14 protein-coding genes are annotated in these 16,252 nt (G+C 66.8%); 7 read left to right on the top strand and 7 right to left on the bottom strand.

Going from position 1 to position 16,252, the window contains the following annotated elements; translation table 11 throughout:
* Nucleotides 1-28 precede the first annotated feature (28 nt).
* Together hutC and ACSYAO_RS14030 are read right to left on the bottom strand one after the other, a co-directional pair.
* Entirely contained in the window at nt 29-757 is a 729-nt protein-coding gene (hutC, locus tag ACSYAO_RS14025; protein ID WP_049422110.1) for a histidine utilization repressor, read from the bottom strand.
* 28 nt (nt 758-785) lie between these two features.
* The gene (locus ACSYAO_RS14030) at nt 786-2,156 is read right to left on the bottom strand and encodes a formimidoylglutamate deiminase (protein WP_049463200.1); all 1,371 of its coding nucleotides are present in this window, start codon (nt 2,154-2,156) and stop codon (nt 786-788) included.
* A gap of 67 nt (nt 2,157-2,223) precedes the next feature.
* Here ACSYAO_RS14030 and hutI point away from each other — a divergent pair, with 67 nt between their 5' ends.
* The 7 genes from hutI to ACSYAO_RS14065 all read left to right on the top strand — a co-directional run bounded on the left by hutI (nt 2,224) and on the right by ACSYAO_RS14065 (nt 12,586).
* Nucleotides 2,224-3,447: an imidazolonepropionase gene (gene hutI, locus ACSYAO_RS14035; protein ID WP_049463199.1), complete on the top strand. Its 1,224-nt coding sequence runs from the start codon at nt 2,224-2,226 to the stop codon at nt 3,445-3,447.
* The gene (hutH, locus tag ACSYAO_RS14040; protein WP_149908595.1) at nt 3,444-4,985 is read left to right on the top strand and encodes a histidine ammonia-lyase; all 1,542 of its coding nucleotides are present in this window, start codon (nt 3,444-3,446) and stop codon (nt 4,983-4,985) included. The genes hutI and hutH overlap by 4 nt, the downstream gene beginning before the upstream one ends.
* A complete protein-coding gene (gene hutG, locus ACSYAO_RS14045; RefSeq protein WP_049463197.1) occupies nt 4,982-5,836 on the top strand; it encodes an N-formylglutamate deformylase in 855 nt (284 codons plus the stop codon). The genes hutH and hutG overlap by 4 nt, the downstream gene beginning before the upstream one ends.
* A complete protein-coding gene (hutU, locus tag ACSYAO_RS14050; RefSeq protein WP_049463196.1) occupies nt 5,833-7,500 on the top strand; it encodes a urocanate hydratase in 1,668 nt (555 codons plus the stop codon). The genes hutG and hutU overlap by 4 nt, the downstream gene beginning before the upstream one ends.
* A gap of 149 nt (nt 7,501-7,649) precedes the next feature.
* Nucleotides 7,650-9,086, top strand: coding sequence for a serine hydrolase domain-containing protein (locus ACSYAO_RS14055; RefSeq protein WP_049463195.1), 1,437 nt, complete (start codon nt 7,650-7,652; stop codon nt 9,084-9,086).
* Between the two features lie 332 nt (nt 9,087-9,418).
* On the top strand, nt 9,419-10,357 hold the full coding sequence (locus tag ACSYAO_RS14060) for an IS110 family transposase (RefSeq protein WP_440565794.1): 939 nt from the start codon (nt 9,419-9,421) through the stop codon (nt 10,355-10,357).
* A 120-nt stretch (nt 10,358-10,477) separates the two neighbouring features.
* Nucleotides 10,478-12,586, top strand: a complete 2,109-nt coding sequence (locus tag ACSYAO_RS14065) for a TonB-dependent receptor family protein (RefSeq protein WP_049463194.1) — start codon at nt 10,478-10,480, stop codon at nt 12,584-12,586.
* 46 nt (nt 12,587-12,632) lie between these two features.
* On the opposite strand, the gene ACSYAO_RS14070 is transcribed toward ACSYAO_RS14065, so the two are convergent.
* The 5 genes from ACSYAO_RS14070 to ACSYAO_RS14090 all read right to left on the bottom strand — a co-directional run bounded on the left by ACSYAO_RS14070 (nt 12,633) and on the right by ACSYAO_RS14090 (nt 16,251).
* Nucleotides 12,633-13,151, bottom strand: coding sequence for a hypothetical protein (locus tag ACSYAO_RS14070; protein WP_049463193.1), 519 nt, complete (start codon nt 13,149-13,151; stop codon nt 12,633-12,635).
* 13 nt (nt 13,152-13,164) lie between these two features.
* Nucleotides 13,165-14,037, bottom strand: a complete 873-nt coding sequence (locus tag ACSYAO_RS14075) for a hypothetical protein (RefSeq protein ID WP_049463192.1) — start codon at nt 14,035-14,037, stop codon at nt 13,165-13,167.
* Complete coding sequence (locus ACSYAO_RS14080) at nt 14,037-14,882, bottom strand: hypothetical protein (RefSeq protein WP_049463191.1); 846 nt, start codon at nt 14,880-14,882, stop codon at nt 14,037-14,039. Before ACSYAO_RS14080 ends, ACSYAO_RS14075 begins: the two co-directional genes overlap by 1 nt.
* Nucleotides 14,883-14,934: 52 nt before the next feature.
* Nucleotides 14,935-15,714 (bottom strand): hypothetical protein, encoded by a 780-nt coding sequence (locus ACSYAO_RS14085; RefSeq protein ID WP_049463190.1) that lies wholly within the window; start codon nt 15,712-15,714, stop codon nt 14,935-14,937.
* Between the two features lie 153 nt (nt 15,715-15,867).
* On the bottom strand, nt 15,868-16,251 hold the full coding sequence (locus tag ACSYAO_RS14090) for a nuclear transport factor 2 family protein (protein WP_049463189.1): 384 nt from the start codon (nt 16,249-16,251) through the stop codon (nt 15,868-15,870).
* Between the last annotated feature and the right edge of the window lies 1 nt (nt 16,252).

Below are 16,252 nucleotides of genomic sequence, written 5' to 3' on the forward strand. Positions count from 1 at the left end.
CGACAGCGTGTCCCGAGCGGGGCCGACCCTACCTTGCGCCAGGCGCGAAGCGCGCCACCAGGTCCCAGGCATCGCCGAGGAACACCTGGCGCACACGGGTGATCGGCTGTTCGCCGCGCCAGGTCAGGCGCTCGATCACCAGACAAGCGGTGCCGGGCTTCACGTCCAGCAGCTTGGCCGTGGCGGTGTCCGCGCCCCAGGCGCTGATGCGGTGCTGGGCGCGGGTCCACGACACGTTCTGCAGCAGCCAGCTGCCCGGCGCGGTGGTACTGAAGTCGACCTCCAGCACCTCGGGCACGCCCACCGGGCTGATCAGGCGGTGCTCCAGCGCCAGCGGGCGGCCGTCGGCCAGGTGCAGGCAGCGCATCGCCAGCAGCATTTCGCTGCCGGCCAGCTCGACTTCACCGGCATTGCCGGCATCTGCAAGGCGCAGGTCGCGCTGCAGCAGGCGATACGCGTACTGATGGCCACGCGAGCCCACTTCCATCGCGATATCGGGAATCTCCAGCGCCACCTGCTCCAGGTGCGGGGGCTGCCGCGCCACGAACGAACCAGCGCGGCGGCGGCGCTCGATCATGCCGCTCTCGGCCAGTGCGGTCAGCACCTTGTTCACGGTCATCCGCGAGCAGCCGTACTGCTCCATCAGCTCGTGTTCGTACGGAATACGGAAGCCCGGCGCCCACTCTCCGCTGAGGATGCGGCTTTCCAGATCGCTGCGGATACGCTGGTTGAGCGTGGCGGACTTGCTGGCCTTCACGTGATGGGGTCTCGGTGGCGGGATGCGATCAGCCCAGCACGCCGCGCAGGGCGGCAGCGAAGGCGCTGGTGATCGCCTCGCGCTGCAGGTGGCGGCCGTCGGCCACGCACTGGCGGCCATGGCGCCAGACCGATCGCAGCGCGCCATTACGTGCGGCGAACACCCAGCTGTCAAGCCATGCGTCATCCTGCCGCGCCTGTAGCGCGGGGTGTGCGGCATCCAGCTCGACCAGATCGGCACTGGCGCCAACCTGCAGCCCGGCGGCCACGCCCATCGCCTGTGCACCGCCGTGCAGCGCACCCTCGAACAGGAAGCGGCCGGTGCTGCGGGTGGCATCCGGGGCCAGCACATTGCGCCCGCGCAGGGTCAGGCGCTGACCGTACTCGAGCAGGCGCAGTTCTTCGGCCGCGTCGATCAGCACATTGGAATCGGAGCCGACACCGAAGCGCCCACCCTCGCGCGCGAACGCCTGCATCGGGAACAGGCCGTCGCCAAGGTTGGCTTCGGTGATCGGGCACAGGCCGGCCACCGCCTGGCTGGCCACGATGGCGGCGCGCTCATCGTCGGTGATGTGGGTGGCGTGCACCAGGCACCAGCGCGCATCCACCGGCGCATGGTCGTACAGCCACTGCACCGGACGCTGGCCGCTCCAGGCCAGGCAGGCCTCCACTTCGCGCACCTGTTCGGCGATGTGGATGTGCACCGGGCCGTCGGTCAGCGGCAGCAACGCACTCAATTCCTCGCCGGTGACTGCACGCAGGCTGTGCGGCGCGATGCCGAGCACCGCATCCGGCAGCGCGGCCAGTGCCGGCTTGGCGGCGTCCAGCAGCTGCGCGAAACCGTCCACATCGTGGATCAGGCGACGCTGCGCCGGATTCGGCGGCGCCCCGCCGAAATCGGCATGTGCATAGAACACCGGCAGCAGGGTCAGGCCGATACCGGTCTGGTCGGCGGCGGCAGCAATCCGTGCACTCATCTCGGCGCGGTTGGCATAGGCGCGACCCTCGGCGTCGTGGTGCAGGTAATGGAATTCGCCGACGCGGGTGAAGCCGCTTTCCAGCATTTCCATGTAGGCCTGGGCGGCGATGGCCTGCACTGCGTCCGGGCGCAGATGGGCCAGAAAACGGTACATCAGCTCACGCCAGCTCCAGAAGCTGTCACCGTCGCCGCCGCCGATCTCGGTCAGCCCCGCCATGCCGCGCTGGAAGGCGTGGCTGTGGAGGTTGGGCAGGCCCGGCACCAGGATGCCGACGCAGGTGTCGCCGTGCTGGGCACCCTGCCCCATGTGGATCGCCGTGATGCGGCCGTCCTGCACCTGCAGGCGGACATCGCGGGCCCAGCCATCGGCCAGCAGGGCGTGGGCGGCATGGAAACAGTGTGGGGAACGCGAATCGGACATGGCTGGACAACCCGAAATGGACGCCTATATTGTATAGACATATAAGCACAGCCGCGTTGTGGATGCCATGCACGTCGATACCCTCTGGTCCAACGTCCACCTGATGACCCTCGATGGCGAGGGGCTGGGTGTCATCCGCGATGGCGTACTGGCCTGCGCTGGCGGCCGCATCGTCCATGTCGGCCCGGCCGGCAGCGATGCCCACCTGCAGCCGACCACCCGCATCGATGGCGAAGGCCGCTGGATCTCGCCCGGCCTGATCGACTGCCACACCCACCTGGTCTACGCCGGCAACCGCGCCAACGAGTTCGAGCAGCGCCTGCAGGGCGTCAGCTATGCCGACATCGCCCGTGCCGGCGGCGGCATCGTCTCCACCGTGCGCGCCACCCGCGCCGCCACACCGGAACAGCTGGCCAGCGAAAGCCGGCCGCGCCTGCTGGCAATGCGCGCCGATGGCGTAACCACCCTCGAGATCAAGTCCGGCTACGGCCTGACCCTGCCCGACGAACGCAAGCAGCTGCAGGTGGCGCGTGCGCTGGGCGAGGAATGCAGGGTCAACGTGGTGACCACCTTCCTCGGCGCACATGCGATTCCGCCAGGCCGCGAAGCACAGGAGTACACCGACGAGGTGTGCAACGTGATGATTCCGGCCATCGCCGCCGAAGGCTTGGCCGAAGCGGTGGATGTGTTCTGCGAGAACATCGCCTTCTCGCCGGCGCAGGCGCGGCAGGTCTTCGAAGCGGCGCGCGCCAACGGGCTGGCGGTGAAGATCCACGCCGAGCAGCTGAGCAACCAGCATGGCGCCGAACTGGCCGCCAGCTTCGGTGCACTCTCGGCCGACCATATCGAACACCTGGACGATGCCGGCATCGCCGCGATGGCCGCGGCGGGTACCGTGGCGGTGCTGCTGCCCGGCGCCTTCTATTTCACCCGCGATACCACCCTGCCACCGATCGCGGCGCTGCGTGCGGCCGGCGTGCCGTTGGCGCTGGCCACCGACAGCAACCCCGGGACCTCGCCACTGACCAGCCCGCTGCTGGCGATGAACATGGGCGCGACCCTGTTCCGCCTGACCGTGGACGAATGCATCGCCGGCTTCACCCGTGAAGCAGCGCGCGCTCTGGGCCATGGCGACCGCATCGGCCGCCTGGCCGTGGGCATGGACTGCGATCTGGCGATCTGGGACATCGACGCCCCCGCCGACCTGGTCTATCGCATTGGATTCAACCCGCTGCACGCGCGCGTGGTGCGCGGACAGCCCGACCTGCCTGCCTCCTGGAGCAACACATGAGCAACACCCTGGTTCTTCGCCCCGGCCATGTCACTCTCGCCCAGTGGCGGCAGGCCTATCACGGTGCGCCGCTTGCACTGGACCCGGCCGCGCTGCCGGTGGTGCGTGCCAGTGCCGCGACCGTGGCTGCCATCGTCGCCAAGGGCGCGCCGGTCTATGGCATCAACACCGGCTTCGGCAAGCTGGCCAGCGTGCGCATCGAGCGCGAGGACCTGGCTACCCTGCAGCGGAACATCGTGCTCTCGCATGCGGCCGGTGTGGGCGAGCCGATGCCGGCGAATGTGGTGCGCCTGATGATGGCGCTGAAGCTGGTCAGCCTGGCGCAGGGTGCTTCGGGCATCCGCGAGGAAACCCTGCTGCTGCTGGAAGCAATGCTGGTCAAGGGCGTGCTGCCGGTGGTGCCCGCACAGGGCTCGGTGGGTGCCTCGGGTGACCTGGCGCCGCTCTCGCACCTGGCCAGCGTGATGCTGGGCGTGGGTGAAGCCTTTATCGGTGACGAGCGCCTGCCGGCCGCCGATGCATTGGCACGTGCCGGCCTGCAGCCGATCGAGCTGGGCGCGAAGGAAGGCCTCGCGCTGCTCAACGGCACCCAGTTCTCCACCGCCTATGCGCTGGCCGGCCTGTTCGAGATCGAGACCGTGTTCCAGGCCGCGTTGATCACCGGCGCGCTGTCGGTGGAAGCGGCCAAGGGCTCGGATACCCCGTTTGACCCGCGCATCCATGCCATCCGCGGCCAGCGCGGGCAGATCGCCACGGCCGCCACCCTGCGCACGTTGATGCAGGGCTCGGACATCCGCGAATCGCATCGTGACAACGACGTGCGCGTGCAGGACCCGTACTGCCTGCGCTGCCAGCCGCAGGTGATGGGCGCAGCGCTGGACATCCTGCGCCAGGCCGCGACCACGCTGGAAATCGAAGCCAACGGCGTGTCCGACAATCCGCTGGTGTTCACCGATACCGGCGAGGCACTGTCAGGCGGCAACTTCCACGCCGAACCGGTGGCCTTCGCCGCCGACATGCTGGCGATGGCGGTGTGCGAGATCGGCTCGATCAGCGAGCGCCGCCTGGCGATGCTCGTTGACCCGGCGCTGTCCGGCCTGCCGGCGTTCCTGACCCCACGCCCGGGCCTGAATTCCGGCTTCATGATTCCGCAGGTGACCGCCGCGGCGCTGGTCTCGGAAAACAAGCAGCGCGCCTACCCGGCCAGTGTTGATTCGATTCCGACCTCGGCCAACCAGGAAGACCATGTGTCGATGGCCGCGCACGGTGCACGCCGCCTGATGCAGATGGCCGAGAACGCCGCCAACGTGATCGGCATCGAGCTGCTGGCCGCCGCGCAGGGCTGCGACTTCCACGCGCCGCTGCGCTCCAGTGCCGCGCTCGAATCCGTGCGCGCCACCCTGCGTGCGCAGGTGCCGACGCTGGAAGAAGACCGCTACTTCCACCCGGACATGGTGACCGCCACGAACCTGGTGCGCAGCGGCGCGCTGGCACAGGGCTTGGCGGAGCTGCTGCCGACCGTGGAACCGCAGGCATGAATACCCATCCCGAATGGCTGACGGTGCACGAGGGCGATGCCCCGCTGATCGTCAGCTTTCCGCATACCGGTAGCGAGCTGCCGCACGACCTGATCGGCGACTACCACTCGCCGTGGCTGGCCCGTCGCGACGCCGACTGGTGGGTGCACGAACTGTACGATTTCGTGCGCGGCATGGGCGCGACCACGGTGCGCTCGGCGATCTCGCGCTCGGTGATCGACCTCAACCGCGATCCCAGCGGCGTGTCGCTGTACCCGGGCCAGAACACCACCGGCCTGTGCCCGCTCACCACCTTCGACAACCAGCCGCTGTACCACGCCGGGCGCGAACCGGATGACGCGGAAATCGCCCGTCGCCGCGACACGTATTTCCTGCCCTACCACGATGCGCTGGCCGCACAGATCACGCGCCTGCGCGCGAAGTTCGGCACTGTGGTGGTGTATGACGCGCACTCGATCCGCTCGCATATCCCGCACCTGTTCGACGGTGAACTGCCGCAGTTCAATCTCGGTACCGCCGGTCCCTCCGGTGCTCCGGACACCTCCTGCGACAACGCGCTGAGCGATGTGGTGGAGAACCTGCTGAAGATCAGTGGCATGAGCCAGGTGCGCAACGGCCGCTTCAAGGGCGGCTGGATCACCCGCCACTACAGCAACGTCGCCGGCGGCGTGCACAGCCTGCAGATGGAACTTGCCTGCCGTGGCTACATGCACGAACCCCTGCCGGACCAGGTGGACGAGCACAGCTGGCCCACCCCGCTCGACCCCGACCACGCCGCACCGCTGCGCCACACCCTGGCGCAGGTGCTCAACGCCTGCCTTGAATTCGCAACGAACCGGAGCGCCGCATGACCCGCAACGACCCGTCCCGCACCATTGCCGCGCCGACCGGCACCACGCTGAACGCCAAGAGCTGGCTGACCGAAGCGCCGCTGCGCATGCTGATGAACAACCTGCACCCGGACGTGGCCGAGCGCCCGCAGGAACTGGTGGTGTACGGCGGCATCGGCCGCGCCGCGCGCGACTGGGAGAGCTTCGACGCCATTGTCGAAACCCTCAAGCGCCTGGACGACGACCAGACCCTGCTGGTGCAGTCGGGCAAGCCGGTGGGCGTGTTCCGCACCCACGCCGATGCGCCGCGCGTGCTGATCGCCAATTCCAACCTGGTGCCGCGCTGGGCCAACTGGGACCACTTCAACGAGCTGGATAAAAAGGGCCTGGCCATGTACGGCCAGATGACTGCCGGCAGCTGGATCTACATCGGCGCGCAAGGCATCGTGCAGGGCACCTACGAGACCTTCGTGGAGATGGGCCGCCAGCATTTCGGTGGCGACCTGACCGGCAAGTGGCTGTTCACCGGCGGCCTGGGCGGCATGGGTGGCGCGCAGCCGCTGGCTGCCGTAATGGCCGGCGCTTCCTGCCTGGCCGTCGAGTGCCGCAAGAGCAGCATCGACATGCGCCTGCGCACCGGCTACCTCGACACCTGGACCGACAACCTGGATGAAGCGCTGCGGCTGATCGACGAATCGTGCAAGGCCGGTACGCCCAAATCGGTGGGCCTGCTCGGCAACGTCGCCGACGTGCTGGCTGAACTGCTCAAGCGCGGCGTGAAGCCGGACCTGCTGACCGACCAGACCTCCGCGCACGACCCGGTGAACGGCTACCTGCCACAGGGCTGGACCGTCGAACAGTGGGATGAGAAGCGTGTGAGTGCACCGAAGGAAGTGGAGAAGGCCGCGCGCGCGTCGATGGCCAACCACATCCGCGCCATGCTCGGCTTCCACGCGCTGGGCGTGCCGACCGTGGACTACGGCAACAACCTGCGGCAGATGGCGCTGGAAGAAGGTGTGGCCAATGCCTTCGACTTCCCCGGTTTCGTGCCGGCCTACATCCGTCCGCTGTTCTGCCGCGGCATCGGCCCGTTCCGCTGGGCCGCATTGAGCGGCGACCCGGAAGACATCGCCAAGACCGACGCCAAGGTGAAGGAACTGATTCCGGACAACCCGCACCTGCACCGCTGGCTGGACATGGCTGCCGAGAAGATCAAGTTCCAGGGCCTGCCGGCGCGCATCTGCTGGGTCGGCCTGGGTGACCGTGATCGCCTCGGCCTGGCCTTCAATGAGATGGTCGCCAACGGCGAACTGAAGGCACCGGTGGTGATCGGCCGTGACCATCTGGACAGCGGCAGCGTGGCATCGCCGAACCGCGAAACCGAAGCGATGGCCGACGGTTCGGATGCGGTCTCCGACTGGCCGCTGCTGAACGCCCTGCTCAACACCGCCAGCGGCGCGACCTGGGTATCGCTGCACCACGGTGGCGGCGTCGGCATGGGCTTCTCGCAACACGCCGGCATGGTGATCGTCTGCGACGGCACCGAGGCCGCAGCCAAGCGGATTGGCCGCGTGCTGTGGAACGACCCAGCCACCGGCGTGATGCGCCATGCCGATGCGGGCTATGAGATCGCAATCGACTGCGCGAAGGAAAAGGGACTGGATCTGCCGGGCATCTTCGGCTGATCGCAGGGGTGCCGGCCAGCGGCCAGCACTACCGGAAACGTAGGGTAGTGCCGGCCGCTGGCCGGCTCTCCCTGATGCGGGAATCGGTGCCCTTGACCCGCTCTCCCGCCGTGACCAACATGCGCCATCACCGCTGACGGATCACCGCGATGTACCGCACCCTTGCTGCCGCATTGCTCTGTGCCCTGGCCATCGCCCTGCCCGCCTCGGCGCGTGACGTCCCTACCGGCCTCTCTTCCCGGCTCGACGCCCAACTGCAGAGCAACCGCGAGCGCTACGGCATCGCCGGCCAGGCGGTACTGGTCGCACACAATGGCCAAGTGCTCTACCAGGGCGCCAGCGGCGAACGCGATCCCGCTGCCCATGTGCCTGCCACTGTCGACACCATCTTCGCCGCGCAATCCATGGCCAAGCTGCTGACCAGCACACTGGTGATGCAGCTGATCGACCAGGGCAAGGTGGATCTGGACGCACCGGCCAGCCGTTATGTTCCGGACCTACCGACGGCATGGCAGGCGATTCACGTACGCGATTTCCTCAACCACAGCTCGGGTATCGGCGAGTATTACGACCGGGTGGACAACCGCTGGGTGAGCAAGGGCTACACCGGAGTGGCGCCGGACCTTGCAGCAGCGCTGAAGGTGGCCGGCGCGACACCGATGCAGTTTGTCACCGGCAGCCGCGTGCAGTACACCCAGGCCAACTACCTGGTGCTGACCGCCTTGCTGGAAGCGCATTACCGCAAGCCCTACCCGGCCATCGCGCGCGAACGCATCCTGCTGCCATTGAAGATGACCAGTACCTCGTGGGGCATCACCAGCGTGCCGGCGCAGCGCGCGGCGGTGCCGTACATCGGCAAAGACGGCGCATTGCAGCCGGCCAATGAAGACCCCTGGCCGAACTACGGTTGGGGACACGCCGACCTGCAGACCACCGTGGGCGACATGAACCGTTTCCTGCAGGCGCTGGCGACCGGCAAGCTGCTGCGCACGGCGACCCTGGAAAAACTCTGGCAGCCGCAGAAACTGGCCGGCGGTGGCAGCAATTTCTTCTCCACCGGTTGGGATACCACCCGCAGCGACGGCTACACCCAGGTCGGCCACGATGGTGGCACCCGCGTGCGTGCGCGGCTGGCCTACAAGGGCACGCTGGCCAGCGGTTACTGGGTGTTCGTGTACCTGACCAACGGCAGCGCACGCAATGTCTGGTCGAGCACGCTGGTGGAGAGCACGATGGCGGTGGCCGCACCCGAGGAGTTTCCGCATGCGGCGTTGTCCGAGCGACTGATCGCGTATGCGCTGGATGACAGCGCTGGCGCGGCCGAAGCTGTGCATCGCTGGCTGCGCGACAGCAACAAGGTTGCTGCCAGTGAACTGGAACGCGCGATCAATGCCGATGGTTACGCGATCCGCGAGAGCCTCGGGGCACGCAAGGCAGTAAAGGTATTTGCTCTCAACACCGAGCTGTATCCGGATTCGGCCAATGCGTGGGACAGCCTCGCGGAATGCCATGCGGCGCTGGGTGAGAAGGAAGCGGCCGATCGGCTGTATGCCAAGGCCAAGGCGCTGGCGAAGCCGGCTCTGTAGAGTCGAGCCGTGCTCGACTCCGGGACACAGAGGCAGTCGAGCAAGGCTCGACTCTACAGAAAGCGAAAGACAGTCGAGCAAGCTTGTATGTTCCTCCCGGCTCCTACGCGGTATGTAGGAGCCAGGGTGGAGGGACCGTCAAGCATGCATCTGCGGATACTAGCCGACAGACGAGTCGAGCGATCCCCATCCCGCACACGAACGTCGATAAAGGATCGTACGGCCCCCAAAGGGGATCGTCGATGTAGGCAAGCTAACGTCGGTGCGGTACCACCCCAGCCCCTTAAAGATAGCTGGGAGCCGTACAAATGTCTGATTCTCTCGATATTGGCGTGGACGTGGACTCCAAGGAGTTCGTACCGGCAGTGGCCGACCGCAAGGCCGGCGACAGGATCGCCAACACCCGGGCCGGCATAGCCCAGTGGCTCAACACCTTGCCCCAGCGATGCCGGATTGGCATGGAGGCGACGGGGCGGTACTACGAGTTGTTGGCTCGGATGGCTGGCCAGGCAGGCCACGTTGTCTATGTGATCAATCCACGTCTGATCAAGCACTACGGCCGGGCGACGGGCTCGCGTGGCAAGACGGACGCCATGGACGCCGAAGCGATCGCCCGGTACGTGAAGAAGGAGAACGATCGCCTGCGTGAATACGTACCGCGTACCGACGAGCAGCAGCAGATGCACGATTTGCTGCGCAAGCGGCAGACGCTGGTAAAGACACGCGCGCGCCTGGAGCAATCCTTCGGGGTAAGCAAAAGTGCCCCCGGGGAGCTGTCAGATCTGTTCTGCGCTCTGGCTGGGACGCTGTCCGAGCTGGAAAGCGAACTGCAGCGCTTGGGTCGCGATGGAGAGCATGGCACGCTCTACAAGCGCCTGTTGACCATCCCTGGTGTCGGCCCTGCCGTCGCCGCTCACCTGATCTACTACATGACGCGCTGGCCATTGGCCAACGCCAACGCGTGGATCGCCTGCACGGGCCTGGATCCCCGGCCCAACGAGTCTGGCGGCAGAACGGGACGGCGTCGGCTGTCCAAACAGGGCGCGCCAGTGCTGCGCCAGATGCTCTACATGGCCGCCATGGGGCTCAAGCGGTGTCGTCGGGGGCAACCGCTCTACGACGAGCTGTCAAAACGCGGTCACCCCAGCACCGCCGTCTTCAACATCCTGGCCAGAAAGCTGGCCAGGATCGCCTGGGGTGTCTTCAAAAGCGGCCGGGACTTCGATCCGGCCATGCTGAAGGTGGGTCAAGCCTGCTTCCAGCAGGCTTGACCACGAACATAGGATCTCGACTCTACAAGGAGCGCGGGCGGCCATACGCCGCCGATGGGTGACGTGACGTCGCCGACCTGTTAACTTGCGCGCCAATTTCTTGGTTTACAGCATTCCCGCATGTCGCTCTCGCCGTACCGCCCCACCCCGTCGCTGCTGTTCCTGGCCGTTTCCCTCTGCCTCTCCTCCACCGCCGCTGCGGCCCCGCAGGCCACCACGCTGGATGCGGTGCAGGTCACCGCCGCCGATGCCAGCGCCCAGGCGCGCGAGGCGCTGAAGCGCGTACCCGGCGCCAGCAACGTCATCGACGTGGCCAAGGCAGACAGCCGGCTGTCCAGCAGTGCCGATGTGCTGGCCTACCAACCGGGCATCAGCGCGCAGTCGCCGGGTAATGAGGGCACCAAGGTCTCGATCCGGGGCTCGGGCATCAACCGTGGCCCGGGCGCGCATGCCTCGGGTATTGCGGTGTCGATCGACGGCCTGCCACTGACCGGCCCGGGCGGCACGCCCTACGAGCTGCTGGAACCTCTGTGGCTGTCCCGCGTGGAAGTACTGCGCGGCGCCAACGGTTTCGAGCGTGGCGCGCTGGCGCTGGGCGGTGCCATCGACTACGTCAGCCGCAGCGGCCGTGATTCCGCGGGCGTGCAGCTGCACTACGAAGCCGGCAGTCGTGGCTACCAGAAGCGTGGGATCAGCTGGGGCGGCGTCAGTGGTGATGTCGACTACTTCCTGGCCTACACCGATACCGAATTCGACGGTTACCAGCGCCATGCGCGCGGCGATGGCAAGGGCGCGATGGCCAACATCGGCTGGCAGATCACCCCCGACCTGCAGACGCGCTTCTTCGTGCGCTACCGCGAGACCAATCACGAAACGCCCGGTCGCCTGACCCGCGACCAGATCCGCAACGATCCGCGTGCCGCGAATGCCGCCAACCTGGCCATCGATGCGCGCCGCCCGCAGCCGGGCAGCACCTGGCTGGGCAACGTCACCACGCTGCAGATCGATGAGGATTCCTCGCTGCAGGCCGGGCTGGTCTACCACACGTACCCGATGGACTTGAACGAGAGCCTGTACCGCCAGCAGTTGGACTACGCCAACCTCAACGCCACGCTGGACTACCGCCATCGCCACCGGCTGTTCGGCCTGGACAGCGAAACCACGGTCGGCCTTCGCGTCACCCACGATCTGGACGCCGATGTGCGCGAGTCGCTGCGCTTTGCCAGCAACGGCTATGCCGCCGGCACGCGCACACGTGACTTCCGCCACCACGGCACCGACAGCACCCTGCACGTCAGCAACACCCTCTCCTTCAATGACCGCCTGCGCATGCAGACCGGGCTGGCGCTGATCAACACCCGTCGCGATGTGCAGGTAACCTGGCCGAGCAGCGGCGGCCGCCTGCGCGACCACGACTGGGACTACGCGCCGCGACTGGGCTTCACCTGGCAGCACAGCACCCAGACCCAGTGGTTCGGCAACCTCAGCCGCTCGGTGGAAGCACCGCATCCGTGGTCGATGATCTGGGGCTCCAACCAGTACTTCGGGCCGGGCAATGGCCCGTCCACCGGACGCCAACGTGCGCCGGTGCCGATGCAGAACCAGACCGCCACCACGCTGGAACTGGGCGCGCGCGGTGACGCGGCGCTGGGTCGCTGGGAGCTGACCGGTTATTACGCACACGTGAACCACGAACTGCTGAGCGTCGAGCTGCAGCCGGTGCCGAACCTGTTCATCGCCGAGAACAACGCCAGCCCCACCGTACACCGCGGCATCGAAGCCGGATTGGACAGCACGCTGTGGCAGGCAGCGCCGGGCCGCCTGTCGCTGCGCCAGGCGTACACCTTCAGTGACTTCCGCTATCGCCACGATGCGCGTTTCGGCAGCAACCGCCTGCCCGGCCTGCCGCGTCACGCCTACCAGGCCGAGCTGCGCTTCGATCACGCGTCCGGCCTGTACGCTGCGCTGAATACCGAATACGCCTCGCGCATCGCCGTCGACTACGCCAACAGCTACTGGGCCGACAGCCATGTGATCTTCGGCAGCCGCATCGGCTACGACGCACCCGGCGGTCGCTGGCAGGCCTGGGCGGAGATGCGCAACATCGGCAACCGCCACTACGCCGCCACGGTCACGCCGGGCTACAACGATGCCGGCAAGGATATTGCCCGCTCGACGCCGGGCGAAGGCCGTGGCATCTACGCTGGTGTGCGTTTGCGCTTTGACTGATGACCGCAGGCGGCGCCGGGTGTGATCCAGCGCCGCCGTTTCAATGTCAGCTGATGCGCCACGCCGGCAGGCGCTCGCTGCGTTTCCAGATGGAAGGCGCGAAGCCGATCAGCACCATCGCCGCCAGCCACTTCGGTGAGGTAGTGAGCAGTGTCGAGGTGAGCGAGCCATCGACGGGGGCGGCCATTTCCTGCCACGGGTTGTAGCCCAGGTAGACGACGCTGCCAGCCCACCACAGCAACGCCACACCGACACCCACCAGCAACAGGGCCAGCGTGCGGCAGGTCCATCGTTGCGAGGTGGTGCCCCATTCGCGGGATACCGCCACCAGCAGGCCCACCACCAGCAGCGAAATCAGAGCCACCAGGCCGATATCGACCTTGGGCCCAATACGCTCATAAGTGCAGGCGCGGCATTGCGCCTCTTCCGCGGCAGTAACGGCTTCGGCGCCATCGGCCTGCCCGGCTGCAGGCTGTGCCAGTGCTGCAAACGGCAACAACACAGCCAGCAGCGTCACCATGATCCAACGAAACAACATCCTGTTCCTGCGTGCAGCGACATCCATGCGCTCTTCCTCGTCAGTGGTTGTACGTCCAGGGCCGCAGTACGCGGCCGTCCCATACGCCGCCCAGACCCCGTTCCGGGGGTTCGGCCATCCAGCGTCCTTGTTCCCGATGCAGTACGACAAGCTCCCGGTAGACGAAATCGTCGGAACACGAATCCCAGGCGACCGCGATCATAGCCCACTGCCCATCGACGCTGAAAACGGGCCGGGTCAGATAGACGACGTGGTCGTATGTCCGAGTCGGCCCATGCACCGTTGCCCCGCACCCCTGCTCCCGCAGCGCTCGAAGCCCCGCGCTGTCCATCCGCTGCACACCGGCCAATGCGGCCGCAGGCACTGGCGTGGAACGGCGATTGGCGGGAACCAGGTCCGCCTGCAGCTGCAACCGCAGCGCATGGATGTCCTGCGGCCACCAATCGTCCAGCGGCAGGACCAGATCGTCCACCTCCTGGCAGGTGGAGGCACTGCTGCCCGGCCAGCAATAGGGCAAGGTCTGCTCCATCACGTAGATGTCCTCCCCCACCGGGTCGGTCAACTGTGGCTGCTCCTGCGGGCGCCATCGATCGACGCGCGTGGACGGCGTCTGCGGTGCGGTGGGCACCTCGCTCAGCGGCGATGGCAGAACTGGTGTTGGCTGCGGCTCTGGCGGAGGTGGAGGGGAGAAAGGCGGCCTCTGCCGGATCGCCAGCGCCATCGCCTCCGCCTGCATCTGCGCCGTTCCCAGGTTGACCAATGGCGGACCGATCGCCTGCTGCCACCTCGGGCGCAGGCTGCAGACTCCGGCCATGAGAGCCAAAGCCGACAGCGCCGCCGCCAACGACGCAATGCGTCGCCAGACGATCCGTTGTTGGCAGTCACGGTCCGGCTTGAACGAGGTATCTGTCATCACGACTCCGGCAACGCGGGCCACAGGCCGTGGCCAAAGCTCATATAGCGGACAGGATCCACTCGAACACGCTCCCACCCGCCCTTGCTGCGGTGCAGAAGGTAGAGGGCGCGCATCGCCGTTCCTCCACTGCACAGATCCGAGGCAATCGATGCCATTGCCCAGTTCCCGTCCAGGCTGAACACAGGACGCTGCAGATAGACAACGCCCAGATCCGGATTGCCCCGGCCACCCGTGCATCCCTCGACGCCGCGTGCGCGCCGTTGCTGAAGCTCGTCCCACGTCATCCGTTGCGCTCGCACATGCGCAAGCACAAACGCGAGGTCGGGTACGCGTACAGCCCGGCGGTTCGCAACCTGCAGCATCGCCTCCAGATGCTGCTGAAGTTGAAAGGACGCCGCACTGTCATCATCGCGCCACTCGACGACGCTGTGACGAACCTGGCAGACCGGGACGGGGTCTCCTTCACCGCAGGAAGGCGCAGTCCATTCCATCACTGCAAATGGCATGTCGGCTTCCCAGCCGCGCGGCTCGAAGTGTGCTGGCGCGACATCTGCCAGTGGCACCTCCGCGGTCGCGAACGCACTGTTGCCAGTCAGCATCGGGGAGGAGACTGCCTTCATTGGAATCGATGGTACTGGCGGCTTTCCTGGCGGTGTCGGTCGCAGGTCGATGAGCTCTGCCATCACCTCGGCCTGCATCCGTGCCGTTCCCAGATTGATCGGAGGCGGGCTGACATCCTGCCGCCACTGCGGGCGCACGCTGGCCATCAGCGCTGCGCCAGCAGCCACGAACAAGACGACCGCTGTCGTCAGGATGCGCTTCCGTGCAATGCGCTGTCGCATGAAGCTCCTCGAAGAAATGAAGCAGGTTGGGATATCGGCCGGGAACGTGGCGCTACACTGCTTGAATGACCTGCAGCAGGTGGGTCGCTCCTGGAGCCAGCGCCTGCGCAAGCCAACCCAGCACAGCAAAGAACAGCAGCAGGCCGAGCAGCGGCCAGATCGTGTGCGTCACGCATACGCGCCACCATCCCTGCTCCCGCATGCCCTGCATGCGCCGGTACAGGCCTCCGGCAATGGCCGCGTCCACCAGCAGCTCAGCCATCAGCACTGGCGCCGACCACACAATCCACACGCTGGCCAGCAGAACGGTCGCCACCAGCGCGACGAGGCCGAGGATCGCGAGCAACGGCAGGCCTGCTTCGTCTTCGGCCAGGCCGGTCAACGGCAGCTCACCGGCATCGTCGCCGTTGACCCGCGCCGACTCATTCCACGAAGCTGACGCGCCGCCACCTCCAGAACGGCCACCGACGCCGCTCCACGGTGATTCCACGGCACTTCCACGAGGCGATGGGCTGCCACTGCCCACATCCGGCGACAGGCCATCCAGCACGTTGTCCCAGCGCCAGCGGATCCAGATCCACATCAGCAGCAGGAATACGCCATAGGCCAGCAGCACGGCCATCGGGTAGCGCAGCAGCATCGCGTCGATACCGGCCAGACGCAGCAGGTGCGAGGCGAGGAAACCGGCCGCACCGGTCAGGGCCACGATCAGCGCCATCTGCAGGCGCGGCCAGCCGAGCTGCTGCAGATGCTGCCGCGCGCGCACGACTTCACTGCCGCGATTAGCCGGCAGCTTCAATGGGCTGCGTGTAAAGAAACGGGTGCGTTTCATCGGCGCCGCTGGATGCCGCAGATCGTGCAGCGTGGAAGCTCGAAAACCTGATACTGCATGCGGACATCCTTGCCGGGCACGCGTAAGCGGTGGTGGGCGGATTCTACCGCGGGCAGGTCCGCTGTCCAGACGGCGGGCCTATGCCATCGATCCTCAGCTGCGGTCGATGATCCGCACGATGCGACCGTCCTCAAAAGCGAACTCGCTGCGTCCCTGCAGGGCCAGTTCCGTGCCCGCACTGGGACCATCGGGAATGTCCTGCGCGAACACGCCACGCCAGCCGATCCTGGCCAGCGCCATGCCATCCTCAAAGGTCAACTCGAGCAACCGCTGCTCGCGCTCGCGGAACAACGGCGCCGATTGCCGTGCCAGTTCGCCGAAGGCATCGATGCCTTCGGTGACCATCGTCAGCTGGCTGCCGCTGTGGTTCTCGAAACGCACGTTATGCGCCAGCACCGCCAGCATGGCGTCGATGTCGAAGCGGTTGTAGGCCTGCAGGTAGTGCTCGATCAGGTGGCGGCAGTGCGATTCGTCCATG

Source organism: Stenotrophomonas sp. STK16_22, assembly GCF_051984505.1.
GTDB classification, from domain to species: Bacteria; Pseudomonadota; Gammaproteobacteria; order Xanthomonadales; family Xanthomonadaceae; genus Stenotrophomonas; species Stenotrophomonas maltophilia_A.